This is a genomic window from Streptomyces sp. CS113, from assembly GCF_002188365.1.
Lineage (GTDB): Bacteria > Actinomycetota > Actinomycetes > Streptomycetales > Streptomycetaceae > Streptomyces > Streptomyces tendae.
In genome coordinates this window covers 5,392,187-5,404,418 of the sequence record NZ_KZ195574.1, presented here as the reverse complement: position 1 = coordinate 5,404,418, position 12,232 = coordinate 5,392,187, and the positions used below count along the sequence as shown (strand labels likewise).

Annotated in this window: 12 protein-coding genes, 1 tRNA gene and 1 riboswitch; of the genes, 5 read left to right on the top strand and 8 right to left on the bottom strand. The window is 70.9% G+C overall.

The features are described from left to right. Positions 1-35: 35 nt before the first annotated feature. Positions 36-1,421 (bottom strand): DUF445 domain-containing protein, encoded by a 1,386-nt coding sequence (locus B9W62_RS24115; RefSeq protein WP_087812067.1) that lies wholly within the window; start codon positions 1,419-1,421, stop codon positions 36-38. 199 nt (positions 1,422-1,620) lie between these two features. Here B9W62_RS24115 and B9W62_RS24110 point away from each other — a divergent pair, with 199 nt between their 5' ends. Further along, the gene (locus B9W62_RS24110; RefSeq protein WP_087809109.1) at positions 1,621-2,985 is read left to right on the top strand and encodes an SGNH/GDSL hydrolase family protein; all 1,365 of its coding nucleotides are present in this window, start codon (positions 1,621-1,623) and stop codon (positions 2,983-2,985) included. Between the two features lie 112 nt (positions 2,986-3,097). Here B9W62_RS24110 and B9W62_RS24105 read toward each other — a convergent pair whose 3' ends face one another. Genes B9W62_RS24105 through B9W62_RS24090 form a run of 4 tightly spaced genes read right to left on the bottom strand, consistent with a single transcriptional unit; the run spans position 3,098 to position 6,730 of the window. After that, positions 3,098-3,934, bottom strand: a complete 837-nt coding sequence (locus B9W62_RS24105) for a DUF1707 SHOCT-like domain-containing protein (RefSeq protein WP_087809108.1) — start codon at positions 3,932-3,934, stop codon at positions 3,098-3,100. Positions 3,935-3,967: 33 nt separating this feature from the next. Beyond that, positions 3,968-4,984 carry an ABC transporter ATP-binding protein gene (locus B9W62_RS24100; protein WP_087812066.1) on the bottom strand — a complete coding sequence of 339 codons (1,017 nt, stop codon included), beginning with the start codon at positions 4,982-4,984 and terminating at the stop codon, positions 3,968-3,970. A gap of 59 nt (positions 4,985-5,043) precedes the next feature. Further along, a complete protein-coding gene (locus B9W62_RS24095; protein WP_179236096.1) occupies positions 5,044-5,877 on the bottom strand; it encodes an ABC transporter permease in 834 nt (277 codons plus the stop codon). Between the two features lie 46 nt (positions 5,878-5,923). After that, on the bottom strand, positions 5,924-6,730 hold the full coding sequence (locus B9W62_RS24090) for an ABC transporter permease (protein WP_087809106.1): 807 nt from the start codon (positions 6,728-6,730) through the stop codon (positions 5,924-5,926). Positions 6,731-6,923: 193 nt separating this feature from the next. On the opposite strand from B9W62_RS24090, the gene B9W62_RS24085 reads away from it, so the two are divergent. After that, a complete protein-coding gene (locus B9W62_RS24085; protein WP_179235637.1) occupies positions 6,924-9,377 on the top strand; it encodes a transglycosylase domain-containing protein in 2,454 nt (817 codons plus the stop codon). Here B9W62_RS24085 and B9W62_RS24080 read toward each other — a convergent pair. The 3 genes from B9W62_RS24080 to B9W62_RS24070 all read right to left on the bottom strand — a co-directional run bounded on the left by B9W62_RS24080 (position 9,371) and on the right by B9W62_RS24070 (position 10,564). Next, positions 9,371-9,691 (bottom strand): DMT family transporter, encoded by a 321-nt coding sequence (locus B9W62_RS24080; RefSeq protein ID WP_003975912.1) that lies wholly within the window; start codon positions 9,689-9,691, stop codon positions 9,371-9,373. The genes B9W62_RS24085 and B9W62_RS24080 overlap by 7 nt on opposite strands. Positions 9,692-9,722: 31 nt before the next feature. Then, positions 9,723-9,790, bottom strand: a riboswitch (guanidine-III (ykkC-III) riboswitch). Positions 9,791-9,851: 61 nt separating this feature from the next. Further along, positions 9,852-10,208: a GroES family chaperonin gene (locus B9W62_RS24075; protein ID WP_087809105.1), complete on the bottom strand. Its 357-nt coding sequence runs from the start codon at positions 10,206-10,208 to the stop codon at positions 9,852-9,854. Positions 10,209-10,231: 23 nt separating this feature from the next. Continuing rightward, on the bottom strand, positions 10,232-10,564 hold the full coding sequence (locus B9W62_RS24070; protein WP_087809104.1) for a DUF3618 domain-containing protein: 333 nt from the start codon (positions 10,562-10,564) through the stop codon (positions 10,232-10,234). 92 nt (positions 10,565-10,656) lie between these two features. Between B9W62_RS24070 and bcp the strand changes: the two genes are divergently transcribed. The 3 genes from bcp (at position 10,657) to B9W62_RS24055 (ending at position 12,196) form a co-directional block, all read left to right on the top strand. Then, positions 10,657-11,124, top strand: a complete 468-nt coding sequence (bcp, locus tag B9W62_RS24065) for a thioredoxin-dependent thiol peroxidase (protein WP_087809103.1) — start codon at positions 10,657-10,659, stop codon at positions 11,122-11,124. A gap of 138 nt (positions 11,125-11,262) precedes the next feature. Continuing rightward, positions 11,263-11,487, top strand: coding sequence for a hypothetical protein (locus B9W62_RS40825; RefSeq protein ID WP_107424214.1), 225 nt, complete (start codon positions 11,263-11,265; stop codon positions 11,485-11,487). Positions 11,488-12,112: 625 nt separating this feature from the next. Then, a tRNA-Leu gene (locus B9W62_RS24055) sits at positions 12,113-12,196 on the top strand. The last annotated feature ends 36 nt before the right edge of the window (positions 12,197-12,232 follow it).

The following is a 12,232-nucleotide window of genomic DNA, read 5'->3' as shown; positions in this document are numbered from 1 at the left end:
GACGCCGGAGAGAACACGCCCGCCGCGCCGGGAGGCTACGCCCCCAGGATGCGGGAGATCGTGTAGATCAGCAGCCCGGCCAGCGAGCCGACCACCGTGCCGTTGATGCGGATGAACTGGAGGTCGCGGCCGATGTTCGCCTCGATCTTCTTCGTGGTGTGCTCGGCGTCCCAGCCCGCCACCGTGTCGGTGATCAGGGAGGTGATCTCCTTGCGGTAGGTGGTCACCACGTACACCGCGGCGCCCTCCACCCAGCCGTCGACCTTGGCCTGAAGCTTGGCGTCGGAGGCCATCCGGGAACCCAGGGACAGCAGCGAGGCGCGGACCCTGAGGCGCAGTTCGCTGCGCTCGTCCTCCGCCGCCGAGACGATCATGGACCGTACGGCCGTCCAGGCGGACGCGATCAGGTCCTGGACCTCGCCGCGCCCCAGCACCTCGGTCTTCAGCCGCTCCACCCGCGCCCGGGTCTCCGTGTCGGACTGGAGGTCGGCGGCGAAGTCGGTGAGGAAGCGGTCCAGGGCGCCGCGCGCCGGGTGGGCGGGCATGTCGCGCATCTCGGTGACGAAGCGCAGCAGCTCCTTGTAGACCCGGTCGCCGATCTTCCGGTCCACGAACCGGGGGGTCCAGCCGGGCGCCCCGCCCTGGACGGCGTCCATCACGGAGTCGCCGTGCAGGATCAGCCAGTCGTGGGCGCGGGAGACGATCAGGTCCACGGCGCGCTTGTGACCGCCGTCGGAGACGACCCGGTCCAGCATCTTGCCGATGCCGGGCGCGATCTCCTGGGCGTCGGCCCGGCGCGTGATCGCCTCGCCGACCACCGCCTGGACGTCGGAGTCCCGCAGCACGGTGAGGGCCCCGCGCAGCGCGGCGGACAGCTCGGCCGTCACCCGGTCGGCGTGTTCGGGCACGGCGAGCCAGGCACCGAGGCGGCTGCCGATGCCGACGGCGCGCAGCCGCTGGCGCACGACGGCCTCGGAGAGGAAGTTCTCCCCGACGAACTCGCCCAGCGAGACGCCGAGCTGGTCCTTCTTCTTCGGGATGATCGCGGTGTGCGGGATGGGGATGCCGAGCGGGTGGCGGAAGAGCGCGGTGACCGCGAACCAGTCCGCGAGCGCGCCGACCATACCGGCCTCGGCGGCGGCCGACACATAGCCCGCCCAGGCGCCCGCGCCCCGGTGCGAGGCCCACTCGGCCAGGACGTAGACCACGGCGACGAAGAGCAGCAGACCGGTGGCGGTCAGCTTCATCCGGCGCACGCCGCGGCGCTTCTCCTCGTCGGCGGGGCTGAAGGACGTCATCGCGCGGTCGCGGACCGCACCCGCGGCCCCGCCACCGGCAGCCGCCGCCGCGCCCTCCCCGGCACCCCCGGAACCACCCGTACCCCCCGCACCTTCAGGAAGTTCCGCCTTCGTGCGTTCCATCCACTCCACCGTTCGCTGATACGTCCCTCACACATTGTCCCTTCCTGACCGACTCCCGGAACGGAACACAAGTTCCCGGCGTCTGTCCCCGGAGGGGGAACGCCCGGGGCTTCTGCGGCCTTTCCTCCGCCCATGACGCATCATGGGGTCATCGGACCGGAGCCTCGGGGCTCCCCTCGCCCGAGGAGAACAGAACAGCATGACCCGGGGTCGTGACGGAGGTGCGGGGGCGCCTCCCACCAAGCACCGTGCCCTGCTCGCGGCGATCGTCACCCTGATAGTGGCGATCTCCGCGGCCATATACGCCGGAGCGTCCGCGGACGACGGCATCAGGGGGCACACTCTTCAGGCCGGAGGCCGTCTCCCGCGCGGTGACGCCGCCCCCGCCTCCACGGGCGCCTGGGTGGGCGCCTGGGCCACCGCACCGGCCGCGGCCGAACCGGGCACCGAGACGACCGGCATGGCGGGCCGCTCCGTGCGCAACGTCGTGCACACCTCGGTCGGCGGCACCAGCGCGCGGATCACCCTGTCCAACCTGTACGGGCAGTCGCCGCTGACCGTCACGCACGCCTCGATCGCCCTGGCCGCCGGGCCCGACACGGCCGCCGCGATCGCCGACACCATGCGCCGGCTGACCTTCGGCGGCAGCACCCGGGTGATCATCCCGGCGGGCGGCCAGGTGATGAGCGACATCGCCCGCATCGCCATCCCGTACGGGGCGAACGTCCTGGTCACCACGTACTCCCCGGTCCCCTCCGGGCCGGTGACCTACCACCCGCAGGCCCGGCAGACCAGCTACCTCGCCGACGGCGACCGCACGGCCGACGTCACCGCCGTCGCGTACACCACCCCCACGCCGTACTGGCGCTACCTGACCGCGCTGGACGTGCTGAGCCACGAGGCCGACGGCACCCTGGTGGCGTTCGGCGACTCGATCACCGACGGCCTCGGTTCCGAGACCGACGCCAACCACCGCTGGACCGACATCCTCGCCGCCCGCCTGCACGGGGCGGCCGGCACCGACCGGGACGCGCCCCGCTACAGCGTCGTGAACGAGGGCATCAGCGGCAACCGGATCCTGACCAGCAGGTCGGGCCGCCCGGCCGACAACCCGAGCGGACTGAGCCGCTTCGAACGCGACGTGCTGGAGCGCACCAACGTCAAGGCCGTCGTCATCGTCCTCGGCGTCAACGACATCCTGAACAGCCCGGAACTGGCCGACCGCGACGGCATCCTCACCGGCCTGCGCACCCTCGTCGACCGGGCGCACGCCCGGGGGCTGCGGGTCGTGGGCGCGACGATCATGCCGTTCGGCGGCCACCGCGGTCACACCAAGGCCCGCGAGACGATGCGGCAGGAGATCAACGAGGAGATCCGCTCCGGCCGGGTCTTCGACGCGGTCGTCGACTTCGACAAGGCGCTGCGCGACCCCTACGACCCGCGCAGCCTGCGCTCCGACTACGACAGCGGCGACCACCTGCACCCCAGCGACAAGGGGTACGCGCGCATGGGCCAGGTCCTCGACCTGGACCTGCTGAAGGGCGCGGCGCCGGTGGCGGCGTAGCCGGACCACCCGGGAAGCCGGGGGCGCCGACCGGGAAGCCACGGGTCACCGCCCGGGACGCCGGGAGGCGCTGCCCGCACCCCGTTCAGTCCTCGCGCCGCCCGCGCTCCGTTCAGTCCTCGCCCCGCCTGCGGCGGTCGCGGTCCTCGCGGCGCAGCTCGCGGTCCTCGCGGCGGGCGTCGCGGTGCTCGCGCACCATGTCCCGGTGGTCGTCCAGCATCCTGCGGTGCGCGGCCGCCGCGTCGTCCCGGTCCGAGGAGCTCAGCTCCCGCTGCGCGGCCCTGCGCTCCAGCTTCTCCTGCCGGCGCTCCTCCTTCAGCCGCTGCCGCTCCGCCCGCGTCACCTTGCGCTCGACGCCGACGCCGCCCCAGAAGGCGAAGCCCGTCACGATCACGCGCGGGGCGCCCGGGTCACCGGGGACGCCCTCCTCGCGGTGGTCGAAGCCGCCCATGATGCCGATGCCGCGGACGATCACCTCGACACCCGGCGGCACGATCACGTTCATCCCGCCCATGATCGCGACGCAGTTGATCACGACCTCGCCGGCCGCGAAGTCGGCCTCGCGCAGGTCGATGTCGCCGCCGCCCCAGAACGCGAAGGAGTTGAACCGCCTCGGCACCGTCCAGCGCCCCTTGCGCTGGAAGCCGGACATCACGGCGACCGCCCAGGTCGACGAGCCCTCGCCGCCGGTGATCCGGCCCGCCCAGCCGCCGCTGCGCTCGGGCTCCTTGGTCATCGACACCCGCGGCGCCGCGGCCACCTCGCCGACCGGCAGGTCCCGGGTGATCGGCGCCAGCTCCCCGTAGGTGCGGGCCTTGTAGGTGGCGTCCAGCCGCTCCTCGAACTCGGTCATGTCCAGCCGGCCCTCGGCGAGGGCGTCGCGCAGGACCTCGGCGACTCGTTCACGGTCGGCGTCGGAGGCGCGGAGTTCCGGGGCGTCGTCGGTCATGTACAGCAGCCTACGAGGTCGCCGCGCCCGGCACTACGCGCCCGCGCGTTCCGCGTACATCTTCGCGATCACCGACTCGATGTCCGGCTCCCGCACCGACAGGTCCACCAGCGGGTACTCCGCCGCGATCCGCGCCACCAGCCCGGCCGCCGACGCCGACGCGGGGAACGCCAGCCACTGCCGCGGCCCCTCCACCCGCACCACCCGCGCCGGCTCCGGCGCCCGGATCGGCGGCAACTCCCGTTCCAGGTCCACCACCAGGGTGCGTTCGCTCTCCCCCGCCTCGTGCAGACCGTCCAGGGGGCCGTCGTACATCAGCCGTCCGTGGTCGATGACCATCACGCGCGAGCACAGCTGCTCGATGTCCTGGAGGTCGTGCGTGGTCAGCAGCACCGTCGTGCCGCGCTCGGCGTTCAAGTCCCGCAAAAATCCCCGCACCTTGGCCTTGGAGACCACGTCCAGGCCGATCGTCGGCTCGTCCAGGTACAGCACCTCCGGATCGTGCAGCAGCGCCGCCGCGATGTCGCCGCGCATCCGCTGGCCGAGCGAGAGTTGCCGCACCGGCACGTCCAGCAGCTCCTGAAGCCGCAGGAGTTCCACGCAGCGGTCCAGGTTCTCGCGGTAACGGGCGTCCGGGATGCGGTACATGCGGTGCATCAGCCGGTAGGAGTCGATCAGCGGCAGGTCCCACCACAGCGTCGTCCGCTGCCCGAAGACCACCCCGATGCGGTGCGCCAGCCGGGTCCGCTCCCGGGACGGGTCGATGCCGGCCACCCGCAGCCGGCCGCCGCTGGGCGTCAGGATGCCGGTGAGCATCTTGATCGTCGTCGACTTCCCGGCGCCGTTCGGGCCGATGTAGCCGACCATCTCGCCGCGCGCCACCGTGAACGACAGCCCGTCCACGGCGCGCACCTGCCGCCGCTCCCGCTTCAGGAAGCCGGTCTTCTTGCGCACGTCGAAGACCTTCTCGACGCCGTCCAGCTCGATGAAGGGCGAGGTCCGAGCCCCGGCCGCGCTGTCCGACCGCGTCGTCTCCGCCGTCTCCGCCATCTCCGCCCTCTCCGTCAGCTCCGTCGGTTCCGCCATCTCCGTCGGCTCCGCCATCTCCGTCAGCTCCCCGTACTCCGGTACGAACGCAGGCCCGCCCGCCAGGCCAGCCCCGCCAGCGCGCAGCAGGCCGCGGCCACCAGCGGCGGCGTGAACGCCACCCACCCGGGCAGGTCCAGCGGGTACGGCCGCTCCAGCACGAAGCTCGCCGGCAGCCAGTTCACGAACGCCAGCGGCACCACGAACGTCGCCCCGCGCACCAGGTCGAGCGCGAACACCGCAGGCGGGTACTGAAGCATCGTCGTACCGCCGTAGGTGAAGGCGTTGGACACCTCCGAGGCGTCCTGCGCCACGAACTGGAACGCCGCCGCCGCCACGAACACCGCGCAGAAGATCCCCGCCCCGCTGACCAGCGCCACCGGCACCAGCAGCAGCTTCGCCGCCGTCCAGTCGACGTCGACGACCGTCAGCGCGTACCCGAGCACCAGCAGCCCCTGCACCACCCGGCCGAGACGGCGCAGCCCGAACCGGTCCGCCGCCACCTGCGCCAGCACCGGCACCGGACGCACCAGCAGCGTGTCCAGCGTGCCGTCCCGCACCCGGCGGCCCAGCCGCTCCATCGAGCCGATCGCCAGGTCGGCCAGCCCGAAGGACACCGCCGACAGCCCGTACAGGAACGCCACCTCGGGCAGCGGCCAGCCGCCCAGCGCGTCGACCCGGGAGAACATCAGCAGGATCGCCACGAAGTCCAGCGCGGTCATCGCGAAGTTCCCGAACGTCGTCAGCGCGAACGACGTCCGGTACGCCATCGTCGACCTGATCCACATCCCGGCGATCAGCCCGTACGCGCGCACCCCCTCGACGACCCGCCCGCGCCGCACCCCCGCCCCAGCCATCCCGGCCGCCTCGGTCGCCTCGGTCACCTCGGACGCTTCGGTCGTCTCAGCCACCCTGGACCACCACCCGCCGCGTCGCCGCCGACTGCACCAGCCGGCCCAGCGCCAGCAGCGCCACCGCCCAGGACGCCTGGAAGAGATACGTCCCCAGCGGATCCGCCTCGCCGAGCAGCACGTCCGCCGGCGCCTGGAGCAGCGACGACCACGGCAGCGCCCGCACCACCTCGCCGAGCGCCCCCGGGAAGACGTTCAGCGGCAGCAGCATCCCCGAGCAGAACAGCCCCGCCAGCCACGCCATCTGCGTCACCCCCGTGCCGTCGAGCAGCCAGAACGCCGAGAGCGCCACCAGATAGCGCAGCGCGAAACCCACCAGCATCGCCAGCAGCAGCGTCACCAGGAACGCCGCCCACACGGACACCTCCCGCGGCAGCGCCACCGGGAAGAACAGCGCCCCGAACACGAACGGCACCACGCCCCGGCCCAGCAACTGGAACAGCGCCCGGCCCACGTCCGCCGCCAGCCACCACAGCTGGAGATCGGCCGGGCGGTACAGGTCGACGGCGACATCACCCGAACGGATGCGCTCCATCAACTCGTCCTCGAACCCGCCGCCGCCGATCGCCAGCGCCGCCAGCAGCGCCTGCCCCAGCCACACGAAGGTCACGGCCTGCGCCTGGTCGTACCCGCCGAGCTGCGGTTTCTCGTCCCACAGGGCCAGATAGGTGTACACCAGGATCAGCCCGAAGACCGTGTTGGTGAACACCCCGGCGGCGGTCGCCGCCCGATACGTCGCGTACCGTCGGAATCCACCCGCCGCGACGGCCACGTACAACCGCCCCGAGCCCACACGCACTGCCCTCCCCGTCCGACCGGCACCAAAGCGCAGGAGCCTAGTGCGACCGCGGGGACCCGTGCCACGGAATTTCACCGGTGTGCCGTCGAGTGGGAACGGAACGCCCGGTGCGAGAGTCTTGTTCAGAAGAAACTCAGACGTTCTGAAAACCGTACGAAGCGAAGCAGAAGCGAAACAGGAGTCCGTGCACGAGATGAGCGACGAGCCGCAGCCGCAGCAGCCGCACCCGGGCTGGGCCAAGAGGGAGCCACAGGCGGCCGGCGACGGGCAGACCGGACAGCCGGGAGCACCCGGCACACCCGGCACGTCCGGGAAGGCGAAGAAGCCCAAGCGGCCCAAGCGCACCGGATGGCGCCGCCTGATCCCGACCTGGCGCATCGCGCTGAGCACCGTCGTCGTCGGCCTCCTGCTGATCGTCGGCGGCTTCTTCCTCGGCTACCACCTCGTGCAGATCCCCGCCGCCAACGCGCTCGCCACCAAGCAGTCCAACGTCTACCTGTACGCCGACGGCAGCGTCCTCGCCCGCGACGGCGAGGTCAACCGCGAGAGCGTCTCACTCGCCCGCATCTCCAAGGACGCCCAGCACGCCGTCCTCGCCGCCGAGGACCGCGACTTCTACACCGAGTCCGCCATCGACCCCGGGGCGATGGTCCGGGCCGGCTGGAACACCGCCACCGGCAAGGGCAAGCAGTCCGGCTCCACGATCACCCAGCAGTACGTCAAGAACTACTACCTGGCCCAGGAGCAGACCGTCACCCGCAAGGTGAAGGAGTTCTTCATCTCGATCAAGCTCGACCGGGAGAAGAGCAAGAACGAGATCCTCGAGGGCTACCTCAACACCAGCTTCTTCGGCCGCGGCGCCTACGGCATCCAGGCCGCCGCCCAGGCCTACTTCGGCGTCGACGCCAAGGACCTCACCGCCGCCCAGGGCGCCTACCTCGCCTCCCTGCTCAACGCCCCCAGCCAGTACGACGTCGTCGCCCACCCCGAGAACCGGCCCGCCGCCGAGGCCCGCTGGAACTACGTCATGAACGGCATGGTCGACAAGGGCTGGCTCAGCGCCTCCGACCGGGCCGCCGCGAAGTTCCCCAAGCCCAAGCAGTCCACCGTCTCCACCGGCATGTCCGGACAGCGCGGCTACGTCGTCAACATCGTCAAGAAGTACCTGATCGAGAACGGCATCGTCGACGAGGAGGAACTGGGCCGCGGCGGCTACCGCATCACCACCACCCTCCAGAAGGACAAGCAGGACGCCTTCGTCAAGGCCGTCGACGACAAGCTGATGTCCCAGCTGGACAAGAAGGAACGCAAGGTCGACACCTACGTCCGCGCGGGCGGCGCCTCCGTCGAACCGAAGACCGGCAAGGTCGTCGCGATGTACAACGGCATCGACTACGTCAAGCAGTACACACCCAACGCCGTCCGCCGCGACTTCCAGGTCGGCTCCACCTTCAAGCCCTTCGTGTTCACCTCCGCCGTCGAGAACCACTCCGAGACGCAGAGCGGCCAGACGATCAACCCGAACACGCGCTACGACGGCACCAGCGAACGCCCCGTCCAGGGCTGGAGCGGCGGCCGCTACGCCCCCGAGAACGAGGACCACCGCGACTACGGCCACGTCACCGTCCGCGAGGCCACCGACAAGTCCATCAACGCCGTCTACGCCCAGATGGCCGTCGACGTCGGCTCGGACAAGGTCCAGCAGACCGCGATCGACCTCGGCCTCTCCAAGAACACCCCCGAGCTGACCCCCTCCCCCTCCATCGCCCTCGGCGTCGCCACCGCCAGCCCCCTCGACATGGCGGAGGCCTACGCCACCCTCGCCAACCACGGCAGGCACGGCACGTACACCTTCGTCGAGAAGGTCGTGAAGGACGGCAAGCAGGAGGTCGAGCTGCCCGAACGGCGCGAGCACCAGGCCGTCAGCCGGGAGGCCGCCGACACCACCACGTCCGTCCTGCGCAGCGTCGTCCAGAACGGCACCGCCACCGCCGCCCAGGCCGCCGGCCGCCCCGCCGCCGGCAAGACCGGCACCGCCGAGGAGGACACGGCCGCCTGGTTCGCCGGCTACACCCCCGACCTGGCCACCGTCGTCGCGGTCATGGGCCAGGACCCGAAGACCGCCGCCCACAAGCCCCTGTACGGCGCCATGGGCCTGGCCCGTATCAACGGCGGCGGCGCCCCCGCCGAGATCTGGAGCCAGTACACCCGCAACGCCCTGGAGGGCGAACCGGTCAGCGACTTCGACCTCCGGCTCCAGGACGGCGCCGACGTCACCGCGCCCCCGTCCAGCGACGCCTCGGACGTACCGGGCGACGGCGAGGAGAGCGGCAGCGGCGAGGCGGACGAGGACTCCACCGGCGACGAGGACGGCTCCGGCTCCGCGACCCCCGGCGACTCCGGCGGCAGCAGCACGGCGCCCGGCGACGGCGGCGGCACCGAGTCCGACCCCCCGTCGACCGGCGGCGGCACCCCGTCCACCGGCGGCCCCAGCACCGAGCCCGGCCCCACGGGCGGCGGCGACTCGGGCGGCGACGACTCCTCGAACGGCGGCACGGGGCCGGGCGGCGGGGACACCGACGGCGCGAGCGGCGGGGACTCGAACACCGGCTTCCCCGGCATCCCCGTCACCCCCGGGCGTCAGTGACCGGAGGTCGCCTTAAGACCCACGACGGCGACCAGCAGCAGACAGATGAAGAAGATCCGGGCGGCGGTCGCCGGCTCGCCCAGCACCACCATGCCGAGCACCGCCGCCCCGGCCGCGCCGATCCCCACCCACACGCCGTAGGCGGTACCGATGGGCAGCGTCCGCGCGGCGTACGACAGCAGCATCATGCTCGCGACGATCCCGGCACCGGTGAACACGCTCGGCCACAGCCGCGTGAAACCGTCGGTGTACTTCATCCCGATCGACCAGCCGACCTCGAGCAGACCGGCGACGAACAACAGAACCCACGCCATGACAGGCACCTCCGTGAACGAACTGAACGGTGGTGCGTCGTCTTTGCCTTCAGCCCGGTACGGCGCGTCTCGTCGGGGTGCTTCCCAAGGTAGCAAAGACAGGGGAAAGGGGCTGGTGACCTTGATCACCAGCCCCTGAAGTCCGACCCTGACCCGCGATTCAGAGGTACAGCCCGGTGGAGTCCTCCGACCCCTCGAACCGGTCCGCCGCCACGGCGTGCAGATCGCGCTCGCGCATGAGCACGTAGCCCACACCCCGCACCTCGACCTCGGCACGGTCCTCCGGGTCGTACAGCACCCGGTCGCCCGGCTCCACGGTCCGTACGTTCTGCCCGACCGCGACCACCTCGGCCCAGGCCAGCCGCTTGCCGACGGCCGCCGTCGCGGGGATCAGGATGCCGCCCCCGGAACGCCGCTCGCCCTCACCGGTGTCCTGCCGCACGAGCACACGGTCGTGCAGCATCCGGATGGGCAGCTTGTCGTCCTGGGGGCCCTGCTCGTTTCTCTTGGCGCTCACGCCCTGAACCTACCTGCCCCCGCTCAGCGCTTCCGCCGCCGGGTGCCGCCCAGGGCGAGCAGCCCCACGACCCCGACCGCCACCAGCGCGACCGGCACCACCCGCTCCAGCCGCGGGGCGCCCGTCTCGTCCACGAACCGCGCCTTCACGTCGCTCACCACCCGATTGACCTGGACGTACGCCCGGCCGAGGGTGTGATCGACGCTGGAGGCGACCTTGGCCTTCGCATCGTCGACGATCGTCTTCGGGTGCACCCGCATCCCGAGCTCGTCGAGCGTCTCGGCCAGCACCTCGCGACGGCGCTTGATGTCCGCCTCGATCTGCGCCGGGGTCCTGATGTCCGACGTGTCCGCCACCGTACGCCTCCGAAGTCCGCTCTGAGCTGTCCCGGACAGTCTGTCAGCTACTTGCTTCTCCGCACTGTCAGGACCCCCGTTACGCTGGATCGATGAGCGAGCGACTCCAGCCCGGGGACACGGCCCCCGCCTTCACCCTCCCGGACGCCGACGGCAACGAGGTGTCCCTGTCCGACCACCAGGGCCGCAAGGTCATCGTCTACTTCTACCCTGCCGCGCTTACCCCCGGCTGCACGAAGCAGGCCTGCGACTTCACGGACAACCTGGAGCTGCTGACCGGCGCCGGGTACGACGTCATCGGCATCTCCCCCGACAAGCCGGAGAAGCTGGCCAAGTTCCGCGAGGCCGAGTCCCTGAAGGTCACCCTCCTCGCCGACCCGGACAAGAAGGTCCTCGACGCGTACGGCGCCTTCGGCGAGAAGAAGAACTACGGCAAGACCTACATGGGCGTCATCCGCTCCACGATCGTCGTCGACGAACAGGGCAAGGTCGAACGCGCCCTGTACAACGTCCGCGCGACGGGCCACGTGGCCAAGATCATCAAGGACCTGGGCATCTGAGTCCCTTCCGGCGGGGCCCGTGCCGACATCGACGAGATCCGGTACGGGCCCTTCCGCATGCCGTACGTGACTGTCCGATAACCGGTTCGTTACTCCGTACGAGGCTGCGAACGCGCGGCCGGAAACGGAGGGGATCCGATGGTGGCAAGCGCGTACAGCCGGGAGCGGCTGGAGGAGGCCGTTGGCGCGGCCCGGAACTGGACAGATCTGATGCGGCGACTCGGCCTCAAGGTGAGCGGCGGTCAGCGAAGGGTGCTCCAGGAAAAGGTCAACGGATACGGGCTGGACACGAGCCACTTCGTCAAACGCAGCCCTTCGTACCGCGGCGGCAACGGCGACCAGCGTGCGGGCCGTCGCACGTGAGCTGGGCGTACCGGATGACAGTCGCTCGCGAGCCGCACTGCGTCGCATGATGAGCGCCCAGGGCATCGACACGAGTCACTTCTCTCACCAGCGGCTACATGTTCCCGAAGATCAGCTCCGGGAGCTCGTTCCGCGTTGCACGAGCTACGCCGAGGTCATGCGCAGCCTCGGTCTGGAGGTCAGTGACGTCAACCATCGCCGAGTCCGACGGGCGGTCGGGCGCCTGAGTATCGACACCAGTCATTTCGAGCGCAGGTCCTGGGGACGAGCAGAGCCACCCGCCCCAGCTCCTGTCGCTGACCGAGTGCTGATCGTTCTCCCGTCTCATGCCGGCCGAACCAACAGGGCCCAACTGCACAGAGCCCTGGGCGAGATCGGCATTCCGCACTCCTGCGAGACCTGCGGCAACACCGGCGAATGGCTCGATCGACCGATCACCCTTCAGATCGACCACGTCAATGGCAACTGGCGGGACAACCGTCGGGAGAACCTGCGGTACCTCTGCCCCAACTGCCACGCCCTGACAGAGACCTGGTGTCGCCGGAAAGACAGGGCGCCCCTCGCAGGGTGACCCGTTCTCCCCGTACACTGAATGCCGCTCGTCGAGCATGATGACCGTTTTTGAGCGGCCGTGATGGAATTGGCAGTCATGCTGGGTTTAGGTCCCAGTGGGTTCACACCCGTGTGGGTTCGAGTCCCACCGGCCGCACACATGAGGAGGGGGCCGCCCCACAGGCGGTCCCCT